This window comes from Kribbella sp. NPDC051586, assembly GCF_044453965.1.
GTDB lineage: Bacteria > Actinomycetota > Actinomycetes > Propionibacteriales > Kribbellaceae > Kribbella.
Map to the genome: position 1 here is coordinate 1,014,784 of NZ_JBITDF010000001.1, position 23,664 is coordinate 1,038,447.

Below are 23,664 nucleotides of genomic sequence, written 5' to 3' on the forward strand. Positions count from 1 at the left end.
CCACCGGACGGTCGGCACTCGCTTCAGAGGAGTCCGAGCGCTGCGGACTCCTGGTCGGTGAACAGCCGGGAGCGGATCAGGAAGCGGATGCCCTCGGGGGCCTCGACCGAGAAGCCGCTGCCACGGCCCTTGACCACGTCGACGGTGAGCTGGGTGTGCTTCCAGTACTCGTACTGGTTCGCCGACATCCAGAACGCGATCGGCCGGTCGAGGCCGTCGACGACAAGATCGCCGAGATGCACGTCCGCCGACCCCGTTCGAAATTCCCCGTCCGGGTAGCACATCGGCGAGCTGCCGTCGCAACAGCCACCGGACTGGTGGAACATCAGCGGACCGTGCATCTCGGTGAGACGACGGAGCCAGTCCGCCGCCTCGTCCGAGAGCAGCACCTTCTTGACCACGATCAGAAGAACCCGAGCTTCGAAGGGCTGTAGCTGACCAGCAGGTTCTTGGTCTGCTGGTAGTGGTCGAGCATCATCTTGTGGTTCTCCCGGCCGATGCCGGAGTTCTTGTAGCCGCCGAACGCCGCGTGCGCGGGGTAGGTGTGGTACGAGTTCGTCCAGACCCGGCCGGCCTGGATCTCCCGCCCGGCCCGGTACGCCGTATTCATGTCGCGCGACCAGACGCCCGCGCCCAGACCGTAGAGCGTGTCGTTGGCGATCTTCATCGCGTCGGCGTAGTCGTCGAACCTGGTCACCGAGACGACCGGGCCGAAGATCTCCTCCTGGAAGATCCGCATCTTGTTGTCGCCCTCGAAGATGGTCGGCTGGATGTAGTACCCGCCGGCCAGCTCACCGCCCAGCTCCGCGCGAGCTCCGCCGGTGAGCACCTTCGCGCCCTCGGCCTGACCGATGTCGATGTAGGCGAGGATCTTCTCGTACTGGTCGTTGCTGGCCTGGGCGCCCATCATCGTCTCGGTGTCGAGCGGGTTGCCCAGCTTGATCGCCTTGGTCCGCGCGGTCGCGTCGCCGAGGAAGTCGTCGTAGATCGACGCCTGGATCAGCGCCCGCGACGGGCAGGTGCAGACCTCGCCCTGGTTCAGCGCGAACATCGTGAAGCCCTCGAGCGCCTTGTCGTAGAAGTCGTCCTTGGCCGACGCGACGTCGGCGAAGAACACGTTCGGGCTCTTGCCGCCCAGCTCCAGCGTGACCGGGATGATGTTCTCCGAGGCGTACTGCATGATCAGCCGGCCGGTCGTGGTCTCGCCGGTGAACGCGACCTTGGCAACTCTGTTGCTAGAGGCAAGCGGTTTGCCGGCCTCGACGCCGAAGCCGTTGACGATGTTGAGCACACCGGGCGGCAGCAGGTCGTGGATCAGCTCCATGAACACGTGGATCGATGCCGGGGTCTGCTCGGCCGGCTTCAGTACGACGGTGTTGCCGGCGGCCAGCGCGGGCGCCAGCTTCCAGGTCGCCATCAGGATCGGGAAGTTCCACGGGATGATCTGCCCGACCACGCCGAGCGGCTCGTGGAAGTGGTAGGCGATGGTGTCGTCGTCGATCACCGACACCGAGCCCTCCTGGGCCCGCAGCGCGCCGGCGAAGTACCGGAAGTGGTCGATCACCAGCGGCATGTCCGCACCGAGCGTCTCGCGTACGGCCTTGCCGTTGTCCCACGACTCGGCGACCGCGAGCAGCTCGAGGTTGGCCTCGACCCGGTCGGCGATCTTGTTCAGGATGTTCGCGCGCTCGGCCGGCGACGTCCGGCCCCAGGCGGGCGCGGCACCATGGGCGGCGTCGAGCGCCCGCTCGACGTCGTCCGCCGTACCGCGCGCGATCTCGGTGAAGTTCTCCCCCGTGACCGGGGACGGATTCTCGAAGTACCGGCCTTTGGCCGGCGGCACCCACTCGCCGCCGATGTAGTGCTCGTACCGCGTTTTGTATGTGACCGGGCTGCCATCCTGCCCCGGAGCTGCGAAGATCGTCATAGGTCCTCCTCGGATACCCGACGTTGGACCGAACCTAGGTGGCCGGACGTTGCACGGACGTTGCAGCGTGGAGTGAGGCGGTATGGACCAACGGGAGCAGGCCCGCCGACTGAGCGAGTTGTACGACGAGGTGCTCGGCGGCGTGCGGGCACCGGGTGCGCCGCGGGCCCTCGTCGCCGCGTCCTGGGAGCGCTCACTCGCCGCCGCGGTCGACCCGGAGCTGGATCAGCCGCCGGTCGTCGTCGACCACGAGATGGTCGAGACGTTGCGAGAGAACCATCCGCTCCGCGCGGTCCTCCCGGTCCTGCGGCAGACGCTGACGACGATCGCCGACGAGGCGTCGCACATCATGATCATCACCGACGCCCAGGGCATGATCCTGTGGCGCGAAGGCTCCGCCGAGGTGAAGCGTCAGGCCGATCGCATCGCGCTGTCCGAGGGAGCGGTGTGGTCCGAGGACCAGATCGGCACGAACGGGATGGGTACGGCGCTGGCCGTCGGCAAGCCGGTCCAGATCCACTCGGCCGAGCACCTGGTACGCCGGATCCACGAGTGGACCTGTGCGGCCGCGCCCGTCCACGACCCCGACACCGGCAAGCTGCTCGGCGCGGTCGACGTCTCCGGGCCGCTGCGGACCGTCCATCCCGCGATGGTCGCGCTGGTGACCGCGGCGGCCCAGCTCGCCGAAGGCCAGCTGAAGGTCCGGATGGCCGCGGCCGACGAGATGCTCCGGGCGCGCAACATGCGGCACCTGATGGCGCTCGGCGACGCACCCGGCGCCTTGCTGACCCCGTCCGGCCGCGTGCTCGCCGTACAGCCGCTCGAGTGGTTGCCCGACCGGCTCGTCGTACCCGAGGGCGCCGATCGCATCGATCTCGGCGACGGACGCGAAGGACTGGTCGAGCGCCTCGACGAGGGCTACCTGCTCCGCATGCCCGGTACTCCGGTACGCCGTTCGCGGCCCTCGCTCCGGCTGAGGCTGCTCGGCTCCGGCCAGCCGACCGCGATCGTCGGCGGCCGCGAGATCGCGCTGACCTTGCGGCGGGCCGAAGTACTCGCACTGTTATTACTGCACCCGTCGGGTCTCACCGCAGAGCAGCTGATGCTCCAGCTGTACGGCGACGAGGGCAACCCGACGACAGTGCGCGCCGAGATGCACCGCCTGCGGAACCTGCTCGGCGGCGGAGTGCTCGACACCAAGCCGTACCGGATCATCGCCGACGTCACCGGCGATGTGACCGACCTGCAGAAGGCACTGAACGACGGCGACCTGCGCGCGGCGCTCGACCTCTATGCGGGTCCGCTGCTCGTCCGCTCGGACGCGCCCGCGCTGCGAGCCGAGCGCGACGAGCTCGACGCGACGATCCGTCGCGCCGCGCTCGACGTCGACGACCCCGACCTGCTCTGGCGATACGCGCAGACCCCGGTCGGCGCCGAGGACGTGGAGATCTTCGAGGCGCTGGACGCGAAGCTCGCCGGCACCGACCACCGCCGCGCCGCGGTCACGGTCCGCCTGCGCCGGCTGGACGAACGCTTCTAAGCTCACCCGGTGGCCACCAACAGGGTTCCCCGGGCCGACAGCCAGGCGCAAACCCGGCAGCGCCTGCTCGCTGCCGCGGCCGAGCTCTTCGCCGAGCGCGGCGTGAACGGCGCCTCCGTCGAGCAGATCGCGGAACGCGCCGGCTACACGCGCGGCGCCTTCTACGGCAATTTCGCCGGTAAACCCGAGCTCGTCGCGGCGCTGCTCGCCGAACGGACGCACCAGGAGTACGCCGAGATCCGCGCGATCGCCGAAGGCCCCGACCCGCTGGACGCGCTGCGCGACTGGCACCGGCGCCGCACTGCGACCGAGTCGGACTGGCTCAGGCTCAGGCTCGAGCTCCTGCTGTACGCCGTCCGCGAGCAGGGCGAGGTCCGCGACGCCCTCCGCGCCCGCGAGCGTTTCGCCCGGGGCGCCCACGCGGAAGGGCTCCGGCGCCAGGGAGCCCGCGACGACCTCGACCAGCTCGCGCTGATCGTGCACGCGCTCGAGGACGGCCTGCTGATCCAGCGCGCGATCGACCCCGACGCCGTACCGGCCGAGGCGGTCGTCGACGCCTATCTCCGCATTGCGCAGGCGTGGCTGAGGTAACTCAGATACAGTTGTGTATATGAATGAGCTGCGCACGTTCCGCGTCATCGTCCGTGGCGAGTTCGCCGACCTGACCGGCGAGCAGCGGGACCGGCTGCTCGCCGAGGCCGGGGAGCACGACCTGCTGCTCGCGACGTACAGCGCGACGGGCGACCTCTCGTACGACGAGTCCCTGCGCCCGTTCACCGTGCGCTGCCAGGTGGAGCAGCCCGCCGATCGGCCCGATCAGGACGCCGTCGACCACGGTTTGCTCGTCGCCGACGAGCTGCTCGAGGGCCGAGGGCTGGCGTACCGGCACCTGCGGGCGACCGCGACCTGCCTGGAAGACGTGAAGGTGCGACGTCCCAGGCGGTCGGCCGCGAGCGAACGCAGTACCCACCAAGTGTGAGGAAACACGCGGACGTGATGAGGGCCGCATGCACATGACTGACGAGTAACCAACCAATAACATCGCTGGTATGCAGATCCTCGCCATCGTCGTCTCGCTCGCGGTGACACTGGTCGCCGTCGCCCTGTTCGGCAAGACGATCGGGCACATCGTGTCCGTCATCAAGCTCGGGCAGCCGGCCGGCCGGACCGACAACCCGGGCAAGCGGACCGTCACCCTGGCCAAGGAGACTCTCGGCCACACCCGGATGCTGCAGTGGAGCCACATCGGGGTGATGCACTGGTTCGTCGCGTTCGGGTTCATCGGGCTGTTCCTGACCCTGGTGACGGCGTTCGGCCAGTTGTTCGACCCGCACTGGGCGTTGCCGATCATCGGGCACTGGTTCGTGTTCGAGTGGGTCAGCGAGGCGCTCACGTGGACCGGTCTGGTGTCGATCATCGGGCTGATGCTGATCCGGCTGCGTCATCTGCCGAAGGGGTCCGAGGGTCGCTACAGCCGGTTCTACGGTTCGACGTCGTGGCAGGCGTACTACGTCGAGTACACGATCCTCGGCGTACTGGTCTGCATAGCGCTGCTGCGCGGCCTGGAGTACCAGCTCGGTGATGGTGACAAGTTCCACTTCCCGATGACGTTCTTCGTCGGGACCGGACTGTTCGGCGGGCTGAGCGAGCAGGGGCTGGAGAACGCGGTCTATCTGGTCGCGATGATCAAGATCCTGATCTCGTTCGCGTGGATGATCACCATCTCGCTGAACGCGACGATGGGCGTCGCGTGGCACCGGTTCACCGCCTGGCCGAACATCTGGTTCAAGCGCAAGGCCGATGGCGGTACGGCGCTGGGCGCGCTGCAGCCGATCATGGTCAACGGCGCTCCGATCGACTTCGAGAACATCGAGGAGCTCGACGAGGACGCTGCGCTGGGCGTCGGCAAGGTCGAGGACTTCACCTGGAAGGGCCTGCTCGACTTCACCACCTGCACCGAATGCGGGCGATGCCAGTCGCAGTGCCCGGCCTGGAACACCGACAAGCCGTTGTCGCCGAAGCTCATCATGATGGGCCTGCGCGAGCACGCGTACGCCAAAGCGCCGTACCTGCTGGCAAGCGACGACGACACCCGCAAGTCGCTGCCGGAGCTGGTGCTCGCCGAGCAGGACAAGCCGTTGGTCGGTCCCGCGGATGTGGCCGTCATCGACGAGGACGCGTTGTGGGCCTGTACGTCGTGCGGCGCCTGCGTGCAGCAGTGCCCCGTCGACATCGAGCACGTCGACGCGATCATGGACATGCGCCGGTACCAGGTGCTGATCGAGTCGTCGTTCCCGTCCGAGCTCAACGGGCTGTTCAAGGGCCTGGAGAACAAGGGCAACCCGTGGAACATGAACCCGTCCGGCCGGATGGACTGGGCCAAGGACCTGCCGTTCGAGGTCAAGCAGGTCGGCACGGACGTCGAGTCGCTGGACGAGGTCGAGTACCTGTTCTGGGTCGGCTGCGCCGGCGCGTTCGAGGACCGCGCCAAGAAGACCACGCAGGCCGTGGCCGAGCTGCTGAACATCGCGGGCGTGACCTTCGCCGTGCTGGGTGACGGCGAGACCTGCACCGGCGACCCGGCCCGGCGGTCCGGCAACGAGTTCGTCTTCCAGCAGTTGGCGATGCAGAACGCCGAGGTCTTCAAGGAGACGAAGGTCCGCAAGGTCGTCTCCACCTGCGCGCACTGCTTCAACACCCTGAAGAACGAGTACTCCCAGCTCGGTGTCGAGCTCGACGTCATCCACCACACCCAGCTGCTCAACCGCCTCGTCCGCGACGGCAAGCTGACCCCGGTCGCACCGGCGGACAGCTCGCTCAACGGCCAGACCATCACGTACCACGACCCGTGCTACCTCGGCCGCCACAACCAGGTGTACGACGCCCCGCGCGAACTGCTCGACATCATCCCGGGCGCGCAGTACGCCGAGATGCCCCGCAACCAGACGAAGTCGTTCTGCTGCGGCGCCGGCGGCGCGCGGATGTGGATGGAGGAGAAGCTCGGCACCCGGATCAACCTGAACCGCACCACCGAGGCGGTCGAGACCGGCGCGGACAAGATCGCCACCGGCTGCCCGTTCTGCCGCGTGATGCTGTCCGACGGCCTCACCGCCAAGCAGTCCGACGGCTCGGCCCGCGAGTCGGTCGAGGTCCAGGACGTCGCGCAACTGCTGCTCGCCTCGGTGCAGCGTGGTCAGGGCCCGGGTGGCGAGTAGCTGCAACTAGCTGCAAATCCCTTCCTCCCCAGGTGGTCCAGACCGTAAGATCCGACGGCTGTGCATCATCTGGGGAGGACAACAGCACATGAAGATCCGCGCCGCGCTGGTCACTGTGGTCGCCGTACCACTGGCCCTCGGCCTCGCCGCCTGCGACAACGACCACCAGCCCACCGGCTACCGCCCGTCGGTCCCGACCGACACCCCGGCCGCGGTGACCGCGAAGACCACGGCACCCCCGAAGACTGCCCGGCTGAACCGCGTCACCTTCGTCCCGGCGATGAACTCCGCACTCACCAAGCAGAAGTCCTGGCGCATCACCGGCACGATGACCGTCAACGGCACCGTCGGGATGACCATGAACGGCGTCCAGACGGCGCAGCCCTCGGCGATGTCGATGGAGATGTCCGGCGCGGCCTTCGGCGGCAAGACCGCGAAGATGATCCAGATCAAGAACGTTGCCTACGTATCGATCCCGGGGACGACTCCGGGTGGCAAGTTCGTGAAGATCAAGGCATCGAACGCTGACCTCGGCCAACTCATCGACAGCAGCGACCCCACCGCGATCTTCAAGTCCTTCGGCTCGAACATCGGCAGCGTGAAGTTCGTCGGCACGGAAACCGTGGGTGGCCGGGCGTTGGACCGCTACGACGTCACCGTCGACACCGCCGGCGCCCTGGCCGTGCAGCACAAGAAACTCCCGGCCGGCGCTCCCAAGACGTTGACCTACTGCCTTTGGATGGACAAGTCGCACCTGGTCCGTCGGATGTCCTTCGATCTGCTCAGCGTCTCGATGGAGCTGTCCATGACCGACTACAACAAGCCGGTGCACATCAGCGCGCCGCCGGCGAGCAAGATCGCGAAGTAGAGACCGGAATCGGTCAGATCCCACCCGATTGTGTGAACTTCTCGTAATCTCCCGTTACGGATGTGATCACCTCTCGATGATCGGGTGGGGCCTGTGCCGATGCTGAGTAGTCGACGAAGCTTTCTCACCGCGACCGGAGCGGCGGCGGCGCTCGCGCTGTCGGGCAGTCTTCCGGAGATCAAGAGCGCCGCGGCCGGCTGGACCGGCCGCCCGGACCGGCGGGACCCGTTCACGCTCGGCGTCGCGTCCGGCGACCCGCTGCCGGACGCGGTGGTGATCTGGACGCGGCTCGCGCCGGATCCGCTCGCGCCGTTCGGCGGAATGGATCGCCGACCGGTCGACGTGGAGTGGCAGGTCGCGGAAGACGAGCACTTCCGGCGCGTCGTCCGCCGCGGTTCGGTCAAAGCCGGTCCCGAAGCGAGTCACTCGGTGCACGTCGACGTACGCGGGCTTCGTCCGTGGCGGCACTACTGGTACCGCTTCCGCGTGAACGGCCGCCTCAGCCCGGTCGGCCGGACCAAGACCGCGCCGACCGCCGACACGCAACTGTCGAAGCTTTCGTTGGCGTTCGCGTCCTGCCAGGCGTGGTGGGAGGGCTGGTACACGGCGTACGCCGACATGGCCCGGCGCGACCACGACGTGGTGTTCTTCCTCGGCGACTACATCTACGAGTTCGGCATCGACCGCGGCATCCGGCCGCACTCGAACGAGCCGTACATCACCCAGCAGACCGTGACGCTGGACGAGTACCGGCAGCGCTATGCGGCGTACAAGCTGGACGCGGATCTGCAGACCGCGCACGCGAACGCGCCCTGGATCGTCACGCTCGACGACCACGAAGTGGTCGACAACTGGGCCGACGAGGCGCATCCGAGCGCGCCGCCCGCGCAGTTCCGGGTACGCCGGGCCAACGCGTTCCGCGCGTACTGGGAACACATGCCGCTGCGGCTCGCGCAGTTGCCCAAGGGCCCGGACATGCAGCTGTACCGGCGGATCAAGTACGGACGGCTGGCGGAGTTCAACGTGCTGGACACGCGCCAGTACCGATCGGACCAGGCGTACGGCGACGGCACCAAGGCGCCCGGGCCGGAGACGGCAGACCCAGCCCGCACGATCACCGGGGACGCGCAGGAGAAGTGGCTGCTCGATGGCTGGTCGGCGTCGCAAGCGCGGTGGAACGTGATGGCGCACCAGACCGCGATCGCCCGGCTGGACACCAAGGACGGGCCGGAGGTGCTGGTCCCGATGGACACCTGGGACGGGTACGAGGCGTCGCGGAACCGGATCCTCGGCGGCGCCGCACAACGGAAGGTCCGCAACCTGGTGTCGATCGCCGGCGACCTGCACCGCAGCGTCGCGTCGGACCTGAAGCTCGACTTCACCGATCCGGCCTCGGCCACGGTCGGCGCCGAGTTCGTCGGTACGTCGATCACGTCCGGGATGGACGGCGAGGACCTCGATGCGGGTGGCGCCACGCTCCTGCGGGAGAACCCGCATCTGAAGTTCGGCAACTTCCAGCGCGGCTACGTCAGCTGCACCGTCACCCCGCAGCAGTGGGTCTCGGACTACCGCGTCGTCGACAAGGTGTCCGTCCAGGGCGGCACCGTGAGTACCCGCGCCAAGCTCCTCGTCGAGGACGGCCGCCCCGGCATCTCGGAGGTCCAGGAATGAACATCCCCCGACAGTCCCTGATCGCGGCCGGCACGCTCGCGGCGGCCGCGCTGCTCGGTTCCAGCTCGGTGCCCAAGGCAACGACTTCGGACGTGGCGGTCAGTGTCGCGCCGGAGCAGCTGAGCGTGGTCGGCCTGCCGTGCTTTCCGAGCCTGCTGAACCTGACGATGACCAACACCGGCGCACAGGACCGGTACGCCGACCTCACGCTCGACCCGACCGGCCCGCTGCAACTGTCGCGCACCCTCTTCTCGTCGTGGCTGCCAGCCCTGGATCCGGACCAGCCCGTCTCCGCGCCGGTGGAGGTCCGCGTACCGCGTGACACCAAGCCCGGCTCGTACCAGATCGGCGTCGAGGTCGACCGGAACCGCCTGACGGTCCCGGTGACGGTCAACCCGCTACCGCCGAAGAGTGCCGGCGACAACCTCGCGCTCGGCGAGCAGGCGACCGCGTCGTCCACCCACGGCAACTTCACCCTCTGCGGGGCCGTCGACGGCGACAGCGACTCCGAGCACTGGGACACATTGACCGGCTGGAACGACGGCACGCGCGCCGCCTTCCCCGACACGTACGACGTCGCGCTGTCCACGCCGGCGACCATCAACCGGGTCGAGCTCTACACCCTGGACTCGGCGAAGTACCCGGCCGGCGTGAACGGACTCAAGGACTGGGACGTCCAGGTCAAGACAGGTGACACCTGGCAGACCGTGGCCCAGGTCCGCGGCAACACCGTGGGCCACGTCACGTCGACCTTCACCCCCGTCCAGGCCGACGCTGTCCGCATCCTCTGCCTCGACGGAAACGACCACACCTACTCCCGCATCGTCGAACTCGAGGTCTACGGGAGCTGACCCACGGAGTGCCTCAGCCGAGCGCCGCGAGCACTGTCAGCAGCACGGCGACGGCGACGATTGCCCCGACCATGCCCAAGAGCGCGCCAATGCCCTTTCGCTTCACCTTGCTGTGGCCGATGCTCCCGGACGTGAACTGGTGGTACGGCGACGCGTAGAACACCGGCACGGCCTGGTTGGGCTGCACCGTGCAGTCCAGCGCGGCCTTGCCGTAGACACGAATCCACTGCGCGTGGATGTCGACGTGCAGCGGTCCGGCGAATACCGGGATGTCGTTCCGGCCGTACTTGACCGGCACCGGGTAGCCGTTCAGGTGCACGGTCGGCGGGATCATGTTGGACGTCATCGCGCTGCCCTGGATCGTCAGCTGCAGCATCCCCATCGGCCCCTGCGGCTGGTACGGCTGCTGCGCCTGGTACTGCGGCTGGAACTGGGGCGGCGGCTGCTGCTGGAAGCTCATGCCGCCAAACGATAGAGCGTGGCAACAACCCGAGCCGGTCCACCCCACGATCGAGCGCTTGATTGCGCCACGCCGAACTGTGGAGCCTCCGCCTCCGTCAGGCTGTCAGCAGACCGCTGAGTGCCTCGCGTCGATGCCTGAATGGGATGCAGCCGACCGATGGGTATGAAATCTTGGTCCGAATGCGACGCATCGTAGTTATCGGGGTCGCCGGGTCGGGGAAGTCGACCGTGGCGCGCGAACTGAGTGAACGCCTGGGAGTTCCACATATCGAGCTGGATTCGATCTTCTGGCAGCCCAACTGGACGAAGCTCGACGACGACGAGTTCGAGGCACGGGTCACGGCGGTCACCGCGTCCGGCGGCTGGATTGCCGACGGCAACTACTCCGACCGGATCCGGCGGATCACCTGGGGCGCCGCCGACACGGTGGTGTGGCTTGACCAATCCCGCCGGCTCATCATGTGGCAGGTGATCCGCCGGACCATCCGTCGCACGACCTCCGGGGTTGAGCTGTGGAACGGAAACCACGAGCGGCCCCTCCGGGACCAGCTCAGCCGAGATCCCTCCAAGTCGATCCCGCTGTGGGCGTGGCGTACCTACACACCGACGAAGCGACAGTACGGCGAAGCGATGGACGACCCGCAGTTCTCCCACGTGCGCTTCGTCAGGCTGAAGACCCGCCGCCAGATCAAGCAGTTCCTGCGCTCGGTTCACCAGTAGCCTTCGGGCGGCCGCAGTTGCCGTGACTCTGGCCCCACGCGGTTCGCTTCGGCGGGCACCGCCCGATCCGGACTATCGAGCGCTTGTTTTGTTGGCCGCGATGGGCAGTCTGCGGTGCGGCGCGGGGATCCGGGAAGCGACGCGTTGCCGGTCGCATCGGGCAGGTAACGGGCACGCGGCCGGCTGCGAGTCGCTGACATGACTCAGCCCCGGGTCGGAAACCTACTTCTGACCTGGGGCTGCACTGTGGAGCGGGTGACGGGAATCGAACCCGCACTGTCAGCTTGGGAAGCTGATGTTCTGCCATTGAACTACACCCGCGCGCGGCGCCGGTCTCCCGGCGGGCAGTGACGAGGATAGCCGATCACCGGCCTCCCAACCACGCCGGGTCCGCGCGTCGGTTGTTGCGCGGTCAGGGGCCTGCTCCCCAGAAGGTGCCGAATGCATCGAAAAGACGGGTACGGACGGTTTGCGCCGGGGGTTCTTGGGCAGTTTTCCACAAAGGGCGCGTTCAGGACTGGGCAGGTTCGTCATCTTCTGGCAGATTAGAACGCGTTGCCGGGGGCAACATTCGACGCAACGTGAGGACGCGGTCCTCCGGACCGGACAAGATGGTTGCGGGGCAACTGGATGAAGGGGTGAACGGTGGCAACAGACACAAGTGACGCGGTGGACAACCTGGAGAAGGAACTCGTCACGTTGGCACGGCGGCTGCGAGGTCTGCAGCGGACGCTGTCCGACGAGGCGCACCCGGACCTGGAGCCGGCGCAGTACGCGTTGCTGAACCACGTCGAAGAGCTGGCGCCGGTGCGGATGGCCGACCTGGTGGCAGCGCTCGAGGTGGACAAGGGTCCGGTCAGCCGGGCCTGCGCGCGACTCGAGGACGAGGGTCTGCTGAAGCGTGCGGCCGACAAGTCGGACGCGCGGGCGACTCTGCTGACACTGACCGCGGCCGGCAAGCGCAAGCTGACGGCGGCCCGGAAGAAGCGGCACAAGGTGATCGAGGATCTGCTCAAGGACTGGTCGCCGGCCCAGGTGAAGACCTTCGCCACCCAGGTGTCGAAGTTCAACAAGCTGTCCGACTGAGGTTAGTTGCCCCAGGCCCAGGTTGGTGGTGCGGTCCGGCCGGAGAGCTGAGGGCTCCGGAAGATTCACCACCAGCCGCTGGGACGGGCCTGGAGGGCACTGAAGCTGTGCGGATGAGCAGCACGTTGCTATCGTGCGACCGTGCTGCTCTCCGACCGTGACATCTTGGCCGAGCTCGACGCGAAACGGGTCCAGCTGGATCCGTTCGATGCTGCGATGGTGCAGCCGTCGAGTGTCGACGTACGGCTGGACCGGTTCTTCCGGGTCTTCGAGAACCACAGATACCCGCACATCGACCCGGCCGAGGAACAGCCCGACCTGACCCGCCTGGTCGAGCCGGAGGGCGAGGAGCCCTTCATCCTGCATCCCGGTGAGTTCGTCCTGGGATCGACGTACGAGCTGATCACCCTCCCCGACGACGTCGCCGCGCGCCTCGAGGGCAAGTCGTCGCTGGGCCGGCTGGGCCTGCTCACCCACTCGACGGCCGGGTTCATCGACCCCGGCTTCTCCGGCCACGTCACGCTCGAGCTGTCGAACGTCGCCACCCTGCCGATCAAGCTGTGGCCGGGCATGAAGATCGGCCAGCTGTGCTTCTTCCGCCTGTCCTCCCCCGCCGAGCACCCGTACGGATCGGCGAAGTACGGCTCCCGGTACCAGGGCCAGCGCGGCCCGACGCCGTCCCGGTCCTACCGCAACTTCCACCGCAGCGACGTCTGAAGACATAAGGAAAGGCCCCGGAAAGGAAATCCCGGGGCCTTTTCCCTTGGTCAGGCGGTCGCCTTCAGGTAGATGCAGACCGACTCGAGATCCGACGAGTCGTTGCCGGTCGGCAATTGCCGGTACACGCCGCCGTACGCGGAGACGGCCTCGGGTGACATCGGCTTGCCGCTGTAGAGGCTGAGACCCGAGTCGGCGTTGTCGTTGCCCGGCGACGTCGACGGCGACGTGTTCCAGCCTTCGGGCGGGGTGTCGCCGGCCGACGGCAGGTCACCCGACGAAGGCGTGTCACCCGAGGAGGGCGTGTCGCTCGAGCTCGGACCGCCCGACGGGGCCGCGCTCGGCAGGTCCTGGCCGGACTTCGCGTCCAGCAGCACCGGCTGCGCCTCGGCCTTCGCGTACACGACACCGTGGTACGCCGCCGTCACCTGCTGGGGCACGACGCGGCCGCCGGACAGACTCGTATATCCCCAGGTCTTCTTGCCGGTGGTGTCGTCGAGCCCGAGGATCTCCTGGGCCCCGGAGCTCCCCGTGCTGGTGCAGACGATCGAGGTCGCCTGGTCTGCGATGCAGTCGTAGCCACTGACGTCCTTCTGCGGGACGGCAGGAGCCGTCTGCACCACGGCGCCGGTCGACAGGTCGAGCGCGTAGATCGCGCTGACGGAGACCCCGGCGTCGTAGTCGGTGTACCTGCTGCCGTAGAAGTACGCGTGCTTGGCACCGCCGGCGAGGGGCGTCGGGACGGGCAGCTTCAGCGGGAGCTGCTTGGTGACCTTCCCGCTCGCACCGTCGGCGAGCAGGATCGTGCCGTCGGTGGCCTTCGCGTCGTTCGAGCCCTTGGCGCCGGCGATCACACCGTCGTGGACAGCGGCCGGGGTGACGGCCGGCATGATCGTCGACTTCTGCGTCTTGGGGTCCGCGAACACCGCCAGGGTCTTGCTCGGCACGCTCGAGTTTCCGGTGGTGCTGGCACCGACCGCGACCTGGCCCGTCTCCGGGTCGTACGCCGTGTTCGTCAGTTTCGGGGTACCGACGGCGTCGTTGCCGGTGCCCTCCAGAGTGCTCACCGGCGTGGAGACCTCGGCGATCTTCTTGCCGGTCATGACGTCGATCCACTGGACGAGGATCAGTCCGCTCGGCTTCTGGGTGCCGTTGCCCTTGTCGGCTTCGGCGTAGGCGACCACCGCGACGTCCTTGCCGTCGATCTTGGCCGCCATCGGCTTGGTCGCGCCGCTGACCGTCGTGGTGTCGGCGGACTTCGACGGGATCATCCACTGATTGCTCGGATTGACGACGTCATGCCCGCTGAGGCCGGCGAAGCCGCCGATCAGCGCGACCTGGCCGGCAATACCCATCTGGGCCTCGTCGGATGCCGAGCGGCCTCCGTAGTCTGCCGACGGGAACGCTGCTGCGACGCTGAGCGCCTTGGGCGGGTCGAAGGACGGGACCGTCGGAGTCGACGGGGTGGCGGAGGTGGTGGACTGACCGCCGTTGTCGGAGCCCGAATCGGATTTCTTGTCGTTGCCGCCGCAACCGGCCACGAGGATCAGAGCGGCGGTGACGGCTGTAGTTGCCACCATCGGGCGCAACATCGTTGGTTACTCTCCCCAAGGTCGACCGAGAATGATCGACTGAACGCTAGCAGTGTCCATGGGTCGGCCCGGCAGTTATCCACAGGCGTTGCACCAAGCTGCAGGCGTCCGGGGATCGCTCAGCTGGTCCGGGCGAGCCCCAGACGCTGCAGCAGGTGGTAGAGCGCGGCGGCCGTGCTGTTCATCGGTACGCCGTTCATCGGACGATCGAGAGCCCGGTCCCGCGGCGGCTCGGCTGCTGGTCGGTCAGGACCCGGGTGGCCGGCTCGGCCAGCCGCCGGGGCTCCAGCCGGTCCGCCAGCCGGCGCAGGGCGCTGGCCAGCCCCTGTCGCGGGGTGCGGTTCTCCTTGCGGTCGTGGCGCTGGGCGCGGGCCTCGGCGGCGCGCAACTGCTCGGCGACCTGGTAGCGGGCAACTTCCTGGCGTTCGGTGATCATGATGGTGCTCCCCTTCGGACAATTCCGGTGCAGTAGTGGTTTTCGGCAATGCTTCGCCCGGGTCCCGCCCGGTCGGCGGGACCTCGATCGCTTACATCAACCCAACGAACCCGACCGCGCCGATCCGACGCGTGCGGCGTTATCTGGGGTCAGACTTTGTAGACCGTGATGTCGCCGGAGACGGTGCGGGCCCGCAGCATCAGGGCGCGCTCCCCCTCGGCCGGCTTCTCGCCGGGCTCGAGATCACAGCTGATCTGCCCGGTGACGGTCTTCAGGTCGAGGTACGTCGGGAGGCCCTCGGGCACCCCGATCTGGACATCGCCGCGGGCCGTCTCGGCCTGGACGCTCGGTCCGTCGGCGATCTCGACCCTGACGTCGCCGGAACCGGAGGTGGCGACCGAGTGGTCGCGGATCCGCTCGATGGTGATGTCTCCCGAGCCGACCTTGACGGAGGTTGGACCGTTCGCCTCGCCGACCGTGACGTCTCCGGAGCCGGTGCTCAGGCCGAGCGCGTCGCCGGCCTCGTCGATGTCGATCGAACCGGAGCCGGTGCTGCCCTTGACCGCACCGGTGACGGACTCGACCTTGACGTCACCGCTACCGGTGTTGACGCCCAGCTCGCCCTCGACCCGGGTCAGCTGTACGTCGCCGGAGCCGGTGGACAGTCGAGCCGGACCGAGCGGCACCTCGGAGCTGATGTCTCCGGAGCCGGTCTTCACCCGGGCCTCGAGGACCGCCGAGGTGGCGATCCGGACCAGGATCTCCGGTCCACGGCGGACGTTGCGCGGGCCCTCGATGATCAGCTCACCATCGACGACCTCCACGATCACGTCCTCCTCCCGGCCTTCGTCGACGTCGATGGCGACCGCGGTCCCGTCGCCGTCCGGGTTGGCCTTGAGCTCGACCAGACCGGAGCCGATCTCGATCCGGATCCGCTCGATCCGGTCGTTCTCGTCGTCCTTGATCTGCTGGCTGAACCCGCTCATTCGACCCACCCCGTCATCCGTTGTCCCGGGCCGTGTCCGCCCTTGCGTCGTTCTTTGTCCTCGCGCCGCCGGTCGCGGTCGTCACGCCGCCGGTCGCGGTCGCGGCGTCCGCCACGCTCCGGGCCGAAGACGCCCTCGTCGCCGAAGGGTCCGTTCGGGCCGAACACGCCGTTCGGACCGAAGACGCCGTCGGGGCCGAGCGGGCCGTTCGGGCCCAGGGGGCCTTCCGGACCGAAGACCGGACCCCGCGGCGGGCGCGGCGGCCGGGGCGGGCGCGGGCCACCGCGGCGGCCACGATCGCTGAGCTCGGTCATCACGGTGCGCATCAGCCACGCGTTCGAGGAGATGCCCTCGGCATTCGCGGCCTCGTCCACCTTGTTCTTGATCGACATCGGCAGCCGGAGGGTGATCCGGGCGGTCGCCTCGTCGGCGTCGAACACGAACTGCTCGCTCGCCTCCGCGTCGGCCTCTTCGTCGATGTCGTCGTCGGTCTCGTCCGGACCGGTCAGCTGGCTGGGCGCCGGCGTGACCACGAACTCAGGACGGCCACCGGCCATCCGTAGCTCGACCGAGCCCGGGGACAGCTCACGGCTGATCTCCCCGGCGGCGTCGGACAGGGCTGAGATGAGGGCCAGGCGGCCCGCGTCATCCAGCGTGGCCCCGAGGCGCTGGGCCACGGAGCGGGTTTGCTCGTCGGCCAGGGCGGTGGCGTTCTCAACGCTCCGCCGGACCGACTCGAGATAGTGGTCAAGTTCCATGGCAGTAATCATGACGTCACCATGACGTCACTGTCAACCCCCTCTGATGTCACATCGCCGTCAGGATGGTGGCACAGGCACAATGGCGTGCAGTCAACGTGCAGTCAGACCCAAGGAGGAACAGTGCCCAGAGGTGTGCTCATCACCGGCGCGTCGAGGGGTGTCGGCGCGGCCGCCGCGCAGGCGTTCGCCCGGGCCGGCGACCGGGTCGTGCTGCACTGCCGCGGCGCGGTCGACCGGGCCGGGGAGATCCGCGCCGGACTCCCCGGCGATGGTCACGCCGTGATCGCCGCGGATCTCGGCGATCCGGCCGCAATCCCTGCCCTGGTTGACGAATCGGCCGCCGCGCTCGGCCGGATCGATGTGCTCGTCAACAACGCCGCGATGTTCGTCGACGAGCCGGTCGGCGGTTCGCGCCGGATCGGCCACCCGTTGGCCGAGACGTCGTACGACGACTGGGTCTCGACGTGGCGCCGTACGCTGGCCGTCAACCTCGAGGGCGCGGCGCACGTGACCTGGTGCGTGGCCCGGCAGATGCTCGGCACCGACCCCGCAGACGGCGTACGGCGGGGCGTGGTCGTCAACGTCGGATCGCGTGGGGCCTACCGCGGCGAGCCGGACGTGCCTGCGTACGGCGCCTCGAAGGCTGGACTGCACTCCCTCGGGCAGTCGCTGGCGGCATCGTTGGCGCCACATGACATCAGCGTGACGTCAATCGCGCCCGGATTCATCGCCACCGACATGACCAAGACGTTCCTGGACGGTCCCGGCGGCGATGCGATCCGCGCGCAGAGCCCGTTCGACCGGGTCGCCACGGTCGAGGAGGTCGGCGACGCGATCGTCTGGCTCGCCTCACCCCAGGCGAACTGGGCCAGCGGCGCGGTCCTCGACTTCAACGGCGCCTCGTACCTGCACTGAGGCGGCGAACCCGTTGCCGACCGCCACAGACGCCGGCGTCACCGGTCTGGGCCCGGACCGTAACAGATCCTTGTTGGCTCAGTTATTCAGTAACAACGGGTGAGCTTCCGGATACCTGGAGAGGGCTCCGGACCAGCCAGCCCCGCCGTCCGGTGCACCCGTCCGTCGCCGGGCTCGTCGTACAACGGGAGCCTCTTCATGCGTTTCGCCCGCATCACCCTGGGCCTGCTGCTGTCGCTGGCAGGTCTGGTGGCCACCGCAGCCGGAGCCGTTGCCGCCTTCTGGCTGGTCGGTCCGGACAACACGATCTCGACCCCCGACCGTCAGCTCGCCAGCACGGGCCTCGCGGTCGTCTCGGCGCCTACGCTGCTCGACCGGCACGGCCCGACGCTGCACGTCACCGCGTCCGGCGGCAAGCCGCTGTTCGTCGGCATCGGGCAGGACCTCGACGTTCGCAACTACCTCGCGGGGTCCGCGCACACCCGGCTGATCCGCTTCGAACCGCCGGGCACGTTCGGCACGCAGGACCTGCGCGGACGCAGCGCGAAGCTGACGCCGCCCGGCAGCCTGGACTGGTGGGTCGCGCAGTCCGCGCCGGGATCGCAGGCGGTGAGCTGGCCGATCCAGGACGGTCGGTACGACGTCGTCGTGATGAACGCGGACGGCACTCCGGCCGTCGGGGCGGACGTCAGCTTCGGGGTGCAGGTGCACCGGCTGTTCGGGATCTGCCTGCTGGTGCTGGGCGCCGGCGTGCTGGTGCTCGCGTTGGGCTTGGCGCTGATGTTCCGTCGCCGCAAGGTCACGGCCGTGGCGGCCGACGCGGCGACGACCGAGATCCCGGTGCCGGTCGCGGCCCGCATTCCGGTCCTGGTCCCGGTGACGGCTCGTACGTCGGACGACGAAGAGAACGCCCCGGCGAACCGGGTCTCGCCGTTCGCACCTGAGCGCATCAGCCCGTTCGCCCCGACGCGGACCGCGCGGACCGCCCTGCCGACGGTCAGGCCTGCCCTGGTCAAGCCTTTGCCTGCGCCGGTGCCGGCGGCGCCGATGTTCATGTCGGCCGCCGCGGTCGCCCGGGCCAAGTCGCCGGCCCTGATCGGCGCCGGGGCCTCCCAGCGGTACGACGAGCCCGAGCAGCGGCCGTACGACGAGCCGGCGAAGACCGCCGAGCCCGCCGAGGCCGTCGAGCCGGAGACCGTTCCGCTGGCGGCCTCGCCGGAGTTCGAGAAGAGCGACGAGGCAGTCCGCCGTACGGCGGCCCTCCTCGCCAGCGGCGCCCTGTTGCTGACGACAACGAGCTGCGGTCTGATGCCGCCGAAGAACAGCCTGACCGCGCCGGACAGCCGCCCGGCCGTCACGCTCGCGGACGCGCAGGCCGTCGTCCAGCGCTACAACCAGCTGAACAACCAGGCGAACCAAACTCGCGACGCCAAACTCTCGGCGACCATCGAGGGCAACCCAACACTGGCGCAGACCCAGGCGGGGTTCGTGATCGGGCGGAAGCTCGACGCCGCCGGCAAGGACATCTCGAAGCCGTTCAGCTACACCGACCCGGAGATCGGCGCGCCGCAGTTCGCGTCGTACCCGATGCGGTTCGTGGTCAGTTCGGGTATCTCCGACGCGCCGGGCAACCGTCAGCTCGGCGTCTGGCAGCGGGAGAACGCAGGCAGCCCGTGGCTGTTGACGCACTCGGTCTACCCGCCGAAGGGCGTCGAGCTGCCGTCGGTCGACGGGATGCGCACGCCGGCCGCCAGCGACCTGGACAAGCTCCGGAGTCAGCCGGCGACGGTCGCCAAGGACCTCGCGGCGTACCTGACCGGCGGTCCGAACGCCCCGCAGTCGAAGCTGTTCACGCCGACCCCCGGGCTGTCGAGCCTGGTCAAGCTGCGGGCGACGTCGAAGGTCAACGACACCGCGGAGCCGTACATCGCGAGCGTGACCGACGCGTTCCTGCCGTCCGGCGAGCCGCTGACGTTCATCACGTCGTCCGGTGACGCGCTGGTGTTCCTCTCCCTCACCGAGCAGTACCTCCAGCGGGTCGAGCCGGGCTCGAACGCGTACTGGACCAGCGGCGAGGCGACCGCCTTCAGCAGCATGGTCAAGTACACCCAGACCCTCCACCAGGACTACCTCCACCAGGTCGCCCTGGTCATCCCGACCAAGTCCAGCGGCGACGCAATCCGGGTCCTGTCCATCGACCCGCAGCTCGTGGGCGCCGGCGGGGAGTAAGTCACAGGCTGCAAGCGCTTGCCGGAAGATAGTTCCGGCTGATTGACTCTCGGGGTTAGGTTTTCCCATCCGCCCGGGAGCACCAGTGGATCTCACCCGTCGCCGCCTGCTGTCCTTCGTCCCCGCCACCGCACTGCTGACCGCGGTCAATCCCGCGCCGGCTGCGCACGCCACCATGGGTGCGGTGAGCGCCGACCCCGGTCAGTTGCTGGCCAACGCGATCGCGATCTATGCCGGTACGGCGGAGTCGAACGTGCGCCCCGAGGTCGCCGCGAAGGTCGCAGCGATCGACAACACCGCCCGCACCTGGCTGTCGGCGCTCGACCGCGCCGGCGCCGGCGAGTTGTTCGCGGGCCTGCCCCTCGGCACCAGCGATCCGAATCTCAGCTCGTCGTACCAGCACCTCTACGAGATCGCCCTCGCCTACCGCCGGCCGGGACCGGCGTCGGACCTGCAGGGCAACGAGCAGGTCCGCGCACGCGTCGCGGACAAGCTGCTCTGGTTGCACGAGAACTACTACGGCGACCAGTCGAAGGGGTACTACGGCAACTGGTTCACCTGGGAGATCGGCATCTCGACGTTCGTGTCGAAGACGCTCGCGCTGATCGACGCCCCGACCGGCCTGATCACGCAGTACGTCGCCTCGATGGACGCCTACCTGCGGAACGGGAAGAACGGCGACGTCGACCTCGACTCGCGCTTCCACACCGGCGCCAACCTCGTCGACATCACCGCGAACCGCGTGCTCCAGGGCGCGCTGCTCAACGACGACGCCCGGATCCGGAAGGCGCTGCAGGACCAGTTCACCGTTTTCGCGACGATCGACCCCTACAACCTCCAGCACGACGTCACCGACGGGTACTACGCGGACGGTTCGTTCATCCAGCACGCATCGGTCGCGTACACGGGCTCGTACGGGAAAGGCCTGCTCAGCCGGGTCGTCCAGACCATCAAGGTGCTCGACGGCACGGAGTACGCGCAGGGCGACGACCTGGTCGGCGTGGTGCAGGGCTGGGTCGAGCACGGGTTCGCGCCGCTGATCTTCGAGGGCTGGATGATGGAGATCGTCAAGGGCCGAGCGGTGTCCCGGACGGCGACCGGGTACGACGACGTGGCGGTCGTCGTGGAGGCGATCGTCGACCTGGCGGACTACGCCGTCGCGGCGGACTCGGCCCGGTTGAAGGCGTTCGCGAAGTTCACCGCGCGGCCGACGATCAACGTTAATTCCTTCGTCTCGCCGGTCAGCATCGGCCGGTTCGCGGACCTCAAGAACGATCCCGCGATCATCCCGGCGGACCTCAACCCGGCGGCGAGTACGACGGCCTTCAACGCGATGGACCGGACCGTGCACCGCCGGCCCGGGTACGCGTTCGCGGTGGCGCGGAACTCGGAGCGGATCAGCAAGTACGAGTACATGAGCGGCGAGAACCTGCTGCCGTGGTTCCAGGGCGACGGCGCCCATTACCTGTACCTGGCCGGTGAGGACCAGACGCAGTCGTTCGGCATCGACTACGTCACGACGGTCTCGCCGTACGCGCTCGGCGGGGTGACCGCGCCGGTCGAGACGCGGAAGTCGGTGCCCGAGCTGTACGGGACGGCGTACTACGACAATCCGCCGAGGTTCACCGCGTCGTCGGAAGACCAGAACACCTATGTCTACTTCCCGACCGGGACCAACGTGCACTCGGGCGGCGCGACCCTCGACTCGTACGGCGCTGTCGGTTGGGTGCAGTCGGACGACTTCGCGTACGCCTCGCGGGCGACCCTGCCGGACGACTTCGTGGTCTACAAGAACGCGTCGGCGACCAAGTCGTGGTTCCTGCTCGACGACGAGATCGTCGTACTCGCGGCCGGCGTCGGCGACGCGACCCGCGCCGTCACGACGACCCTCGACACCCGCATCGCCGGGGCAGCCGATCCCGTCACGATCACCGGTGTACGCCGCGACGGCCGCGCGTGGACCGGCCCGGGAACAGTCGACCCGCGATGGCTCCGCTACAGCAACAGCACAGCGTCGATCGGCTACCACTTCCTCCAGCCGACTCAGCTGTCGGTCGACCTGCAGGCAGTCACCCGGAGCCGCCGAGTAGTCCGTACGTCGAACGCGGACACCCCGATCACCAAACAGGTCTTCGCCCTGACCGCGACCCACGCCGCCGGCGCCCCACAGACCCTGGCCTACGCATTGGTGCCCAACGCAACAGAATCCGCGCTGAAGTCCTACCAGCACGGCCGGGTCCTGCCGCTGTCCAATACCGTGAAAATGCAGGCGATCCAGCACCTCGGACTCCGCCTGACTGCCGCCAACACGTTCACTCCCGGCGCTCACACTCTGCCGGGACTCACCATCGACGGTCCGGCCTCACTGCTGCTGCGCCGTCAATCGTCGAGCGTGCAGGTTGCCGTGTCCGATCCGACGACGCAGCGCGAGAGCATCACGGTCAACCTCTGGGCGCAGTACCTCCGCCCCGCATCCGCCGTACCGGGCGTGCAGGTGACGCGGACGCTCACCGGGACGCGACTGACCTTCACCACGCGCCACACCTACGGGAGCAGTCTGGCGATCAAGCTTCTTCCAGCTTGGTGATCAGCGCCTGCATGGTGGCGAGCGTCGTACGAAGTTCGTCGAGGTCGACGGTCTTCGCGAGCTCGGAGGTCCACGGGTGCTGGGCGACCGCGATCTGGCGGATCGCCCAGTAGCCGGCTTCGGTGCAGGCGAGCAGCTTGGCGCGGCGGTGGGCCGGGTTCGGCCGGTACTCCGCGAGGCCGCGCTCGACCAGCAGGTCCGCGATCCGCTGCACCCCCTGGCGGCTCACGCCCATGATCCGCCCGACATCGGCGACCGATCGCGGCTCGTCCAGCACGCCGCCGAGCACCTGCCACCACGCCGCAGTCAGTCCGCCGTGCGCGGCAAGACCTTGAGCGGCCTCCATCAGTCGCGCGTTCAGCCGGAAGGTGGCGAGGACGACATCCGTCAACACCGCACCACCTTCCGACTGCTTCGTCGGCCTCGGCCACTCTTCCCGGGGTGGAACCGTCATCCGACCATCATCGGGTACGCCGGTCTTGCTTCATCCCACCAGCACCGGGTACGCCGCCTGGTCCGCGCGATGGAACACGCCTTCGTACGCGTCCAGCTTCGAGTCGTCCGCGAGCTCGAGCCGCTGCAGCACCGCCCGCGCGAACTGCACCGGCGAGTCCGGCCCTGCCGTGATCAGATCCCCACCGACGACCGCCCGCTCGTCGACGTAATTGTCGCCGCCCTGGTACCCCGTCGCCTGCAGGTACTCCTTCGCTGCGCTCGTGTGCTTGCGCTCGTCCAGCAGCCCCGCCCGAGCCAGCCCCGCCGTCGCGCCGCAGATCGCCGCGACCGGCACCGACGCCTCGAGGAACCGCGCCGCCAGCTTCGCGAACGAATCCCCGCCGCCGTTGTCCCACTGCCCCGAACCGGCCAGCACCAGCAGATCACCCGCATCCGGCTCGACATCCGCGATCGTCACATCCGGCACGATCCGCATCCCACCCATCGTCAGCACCGGCTCCAGCGACTCCCCCACCGTCACCACAGTCCACGGCACCCCGGTGAACCGCCCGGTCCGCAACTCCACCGCCAGATGCCCGATCTCCCAGTCCGCCAACGTCTCGTAAACCGCCACATAAGCTGTCCTCATAGACAACATATTGTCAT

The 23,664-nt window shown here is 68.5% G+C and carries 22 protein-coding genes and 1 tRNA gene; 13 read left to right on the forward strand and 10 right to left on the reverse strand.

Annotated features, from left to right (window positions below):
* Positions 1-23 precede the first annotated feature (23 nt).
* Together ACIA58_RS04970 and adh are read right to left on the reverse strand one after the other, a co-directional pair.
* Positions 24-401 carry a DUF779 domain-containing protein gene (locus ACIA58_RS04970; RefSeq protein WP_396402269.1) on the reverse strand — a complete coding sequence of 126 codons (378 nt, stop codon included), beginning with the start codon at positions 399-401 and terminating at the stop codon, positions 24-26.
* A gap of 2 nt (positions 402-403) precedes the next feature.
* Positions 404-1,927 carry an aldehyde dehydrogenase gene (gene adh, locus ACIA58_RS04975; RefSeq protein WP_396402270.1) on the reverse strand — a complete coding sequence of 508 codons (1,524 nt, stop codon included), beginning with the start codon at positions 1,925-1,927 and terminating at the stop codon, positions 404-406.
* A gap of 82 nt (positions 1,928-2,009) precedes the next feature.
* On the opposite strand from adh, the gene ACIA58_RS04980 reads away from it, so the two are divergent.
* From ACIA58_RS04980 to ACIA58_RS05010, 7 genes are all read left to right on the forward strand, one after another.
* Positions 2,010-3,467 carry a GAF domain-containing protein gene (locus tag ACIA58_RS04980; RefSeq protein WP_396402271.1) on the forward strand — a complete coding sequence of 486 codons (1,458 nt, stop codon included), beginning with the start codon at positions 2,010-2,012 and terminating at the stop codon, positions 3,465-3,467.
* 9 nt (positions 3,468-3,476) lie between these two features.
* Positions 3,477-4,058, forward strand: a complete 582-nt coding sequence (locus ACIA58_RS04985; protein WP_396402272.1) for a TetR/AcrR family transcriptional regulator — start codon at positions 3,477-3,479, stop codon at positions 4,056-4,058.
* 19 nt (positions 4,059-4,077) lie between these two features.
* Positions 4,078-4,446 carry a DUF6204 family protein gene (locus tag ACIA58_RS04990; protein WP_396402273.1) on the forward strand — a complete coding sequence of 123 codons (369 nt, stop codon included), beginning with the start codon at positions 4,078-4,080 and terminating at the stop codon, positions 4,444-4,446.
* A gap of 70 nt (positions 4,447-4,516) precedes the next feature.
* Entirely contained in the window at positions 4,517-6,682 is a 2,166-nt protein-coding gene (locus ACIA58_RS04995) for a (Fe-S)-binding protein (RefSeq protein ID WP_396402274.1), read from the forward strand.
* An 88-nt stretch (positions 6,683-6,770) separates the two neighbouring features.
* Positions 6,771-7,550 carry a hypothetical protein gene (locus ACIA58_RS05000; protein ID WP_396402275.1) on the forward strand — a complete coding sequence of 260 codons (780 nt, stop codon included), beginning with the start codon at positions 6,771-6,773 and terminating at the stop codon, positions 7,548-7,550.
* A gap of 99 nt (positions 7,551-7,649) precedes the next feature.
* A complete protein-coding gene (locus ACIA58_RS05005; protein ID WP_396403311.1) occupies positions 7,650-9,221 on the forward strand; it encodes an alkaline phosphatase D family protein in 1,572 nt (523 codons plus the stop codon).
* The gene (locus ACIA58_RS05010; RefSeq protein WP_396402276.1) at positions 9,218-10,072 is read left to right on the forward strand and encodes a hypothetical protein; all 855 of its coding nucleotides are present in this window, start codon (positions 9,218-9,220) and stop codon (positions 10,070-10,072) included. The genes ACIA58_RS05005 and ACIA58_RS05010 overlap by 4 nt, the downstream gene beginning before the upstream one ends.
* Positions 10,073-10,085: 13 nt before the next feature.
* Here the strand turns inward: ACIA58_RS05010 and ACIA58_RS05015 are convergent, their stop codons facing one another.
* Positions 10,086-10,532: a hypothetical protein gene (locus ACIA58_RS05015; protein ID WP_396402277.1), complete on the reverse strand. Its 447-nt coding sequence runs from the start codon at positions 10,530-10,532 to the stop codon at positions 10,086-10,088.
* Between the two features lie 182 nt (positions 10,533-10,714).
* On the opposite strand from ACIA58_RS05015, the gene ACIA58_RS05020 reads away from it, so the two are divergent.
* Positions 10,715-11,254 (forward strand): AAA family ATPase, encoded by a 540-nt coding sequence (locus ACIA58_RS05020; protein ID WP_396402278.1) that lies wholly within the window; start codon positions 10,715-10,717, stop codon positions 11,252-11,254.
* A 247-nt stretch (positions 11,255-11,501) separates the two neighbouring features.
* On the opposite strand, the gene ACIA58_RS05025 is transcribed toward ACIA58_RS05020, so the two are convergent.
* Positions 11,502-11,575, reverse strand: a tRNA-Gly gene (locus ACIA58_RS05025).
* 324 nt (positions 11,576-11,899) lie between these two features.
* Between ACIA58_RS05025 and ACIA58_RS05030 the strand changes: the two genes are divergently transcribed.
* Together ACIA58_RS05030 and dcd are read left to right on the forward strand one after the other, a co-directional pair.
* On the forward strand, positions 11,900-12,340 hold the full coding sequence (locus tag ACIA58_RS05030; RefSeq protein WP_396402279.1) for a MarR family winged helix-turn-helix transcriptional regulator: 441 nt from the start codon (positions 11,900-11,902) through the stop codon (positions 12,338-12,340).
* Between the two features lie 141 nt (positions 12,341-12,481).
* Complete coding sequence (gene dcd, locus ACIA58_RS05035; protein ID WP_396402280.1) at positions 12,482-13,057, forward strand: dCTP deaminase; 576 nt, start codon at positions 12,482-12,484, stop codon at positions 13,055-13,057.
* Positions 13,058-13,107: 50 nt separating this feature from the next.
* Here the strand turns inward: dcd and ACIA58_RS05040 are convergent, their stop codons facing one another.
* The 4 genes from ACIA58_RS05040 to ACIA58_RS05055 all read right to left on the reverse strand — a co-directional run bounded on the left by ACIA58_RS05040 (position 13,108) and on the right by ACIA58_RS05055 (position 16,829).
* Positions 13,108-14,637 (reverse strand): hypothetical protein, encoded by a 1,530-nt coding sequence (locus ACIA58_RS05040; protein ID WP_396402281.1) that lies wholly within the window; start codon positions 14,635-14,637, stop codon positions 13,108-13,110.
* Between the two features lie 208 nt (positions 14,638-14,845).
* Positions 14,846-15,085: a hypothetical protein gene (locus ACIA58_RS05045; protein WP_396402282.1), complete on the reverse strand. Its 240-nt coding sequence runs from the start codon at positions 15,083-15,085 to the stop codon at positions 14,846-14,848.
* A gap of 149 nt (positions 15,086-15,234) precedes the next feature.
* Positions 15,235-16,071, reverse strand: coding sequence for a DUF4097 family beta strand repeat-containing protein (locus ACIA58_RS05050; protein ID WP_396402283.1), 837 nt, complete (start codon positions 16,069-16,071; stop codon positions 15,235-15,237).
* Positions 16,068-16,829: a hypothetical protein gene (locus ACIA58_RS05055; protein ID WP_396402284.1), complete on the reverse strand. Its 762-nt coding sequence runs from the start codon at positions 16,827-16,829 to the stop codon at positions 16,068-16,070. The genes ACIA58_RS05050 and ACIA58_RS05055 overlap by 4 nt, the downstream gene beginning before the upstream one ends.
* A gap of 123 nt (positions 16,830-16,952) precedes the next feature.
* Between ACIA58_RS05055 and ACIA58_RS05060 the strand changes: the two genes are divergently transcribed.
* The 3 genes from ACIA58_RS05060 to ACIA58_RS05070 all read left to right on the forward strand — a co-directional run bounded on the left by ACIA58_RS05060 (position 16,953) and on the right by ACIA58_RS05070 (position 22,563).
* Complete coding sequence (locus tag ACIA58_RS05060) at positions 16,953-17,747, forward strand: SDR family NAD(P)-dependent oxidoreductase (RefSeq protein WP_396402285.1); 795 nt, start codon at positions 16,953-16,955, stop codon at positions 17,745-17,747.
* A gap of 198 nt (positions 17,748-17,945) precedes the next feature.
* Positions 17,946-19,976 (forward strand): hypothetical protein, encoded by a 2,031-nt coding sequence (locus ACIA58_RS05065; protein WP_396402286.1) that lies wholly within the window; start codon positions 17,946-17,948, stop codon positions 19,974-19,976.
* A gap of 85 nt (positions 19,977-20,061) precedes the next feature.
* A complete protein-coding gene (locus ACIA58_RS05070) occupies positions 20,062-22,563 on the forward strand; it encodes a polysaccharide lyase family 8 super-sandwich domain-containing protein (RefSeq protein WP_396402287.1) in 2,502 nt (833 codons plus the stop codon).
* On the opposite strand, the gene ACIA58_RS05075 is transcribed toward ACIA58_RS05070, so the two are convergent.
* Positions 22,541-22,957 carry a MarR family winged helix-turn-helix transcriptional regulator gene (locus tag ACIA58_RS05075; RefSeq protein ID WP_396402288.1) on the reverse strand — a complete coding sequence of 139 codons (417 nt, stop codon included), beginning with the start codon at positions 22,955-22,957 and terminating at the stop codon, positions 22,541-22,543. The two genes, ACIA58_RS05070 and ACIA58_RS05075, sit on opposite strands and share 23 nt — an antisense overlap.
* A gap of 90 nt (positions 22,958-23,047) precedes the next feature.
* On the reverse strand, positions 23,048-23,632 hold the full coding sequence (locus ACIA58_RS05080) for a DJ-1/PfpI family protein (protein WP_396402289.1): 585 nt from the start codon (positions 23,630-23,632) through the stop codon (positions 23,048-23,050).
* Positions 23,633-23,664: the final 32 nt, after the last annotated feature.

Bases quoted from the DNA above. Each gene is read 5' to 3' on its own strand.
- ACIA58_RS05040 (WP_396402281.1), bottom strand. From the start codon at position 14,637: ATGGTGGCAACTACAGCCGTCACCGCCGCTCTGATCCTCGTGGCCGGT.
- ACIA58_RS05000 (WP_396402275.1), top strand. From the start codon at position 6,771: ATGAAGATCCGCGCCGCGCTGGTCACTGTGGTCGCCGTACCACTGGCC.
- ACIA58_RS05065 (WP_396402286.1), top strand. From the start codon at position 17,946: ATGCGTTTCGCCCGCATCACCCTGGGCCTGCTGCTGTCGCTGGCAGGT.
- ACIA58_RS05010 (WP_396402276.1), top strand. From the start codon at position 9,218: ATGAACATCCCCCGACAGTCCCTGATCGCGGCCGGCACGCTCGCGGCG.
- ACIA58_RS05015 (WP_396402277.1), bottom strand. From the start codon at position 10,532: ATGAGCTTCCAGCAGCAGCCGCCGCCCCAGTTCCAGCCGCAGTACCAG.
- ACIA58_RS05020 (WP_396402278.1), top strand. From the start codon at position 10,715: ATGCGACGCATCGTAGTTATCGGGGTCGCCGGGTCGGGGAAGTCGACC.
- ACIA58_RS04990 (WP_396402273.1), top strand. From the start codon at position 4,078: ATGAATGAGCTGCGCACGTTCCGCGTCATCGTCCGTGGCGAGTTCGCC.
- ACIA58_RS05045 (WP_396402282.1), bottom strand. From the start codon at position 15,085: ATGATCACCGAACGCCAGGAAGTTGCCCGCTACCAGGTCGCCGAGCAG.
- ACIA58_RS04995 (WP_396402274.1), top strand. From the start codon at position 4,517: ATGCAGATCCTCGCCATCGTCGTCTCGCTCGCGGTGACACTGGTCGCC.
- adh (WP_396402270.1), bottom strand. From the start codon at position 1,927: ATGACGATCTTCGCAGCTCCGGGGCAGGATGGCAGCCCGGTCACATAC.
- ACIA58_RS05055 (WP_396402284.1), bottom strand. From the start codon at position 16,829: ATGGAACTTGACCACTATCTCGAGTCGGTCCGGCGGAGCGTTGAGAAC.
- ACIA58_RS04980 (WP_396402271.1), top strand. From the start codon at position 2,010: ATGGACCAACGGGAGCAGGCCCGCCGACTGAGCGAGTTGTACGACGAG.
- ACIA58_RS05005 (WP_396403311.1), top strand. From the start codon at position 7,650: ATGCTGAGTAGTCGACGAAGCTTTCTCACCGCGACCGGAGCGGCGGCG.
- ACIA58_RS05050 (WP_396402283.1), bottom strand. From the start codon at position 16,071: ATGAGCGGGTTCAGCCAGCAGATCAAGGACGACGAGAACGACCGGATC.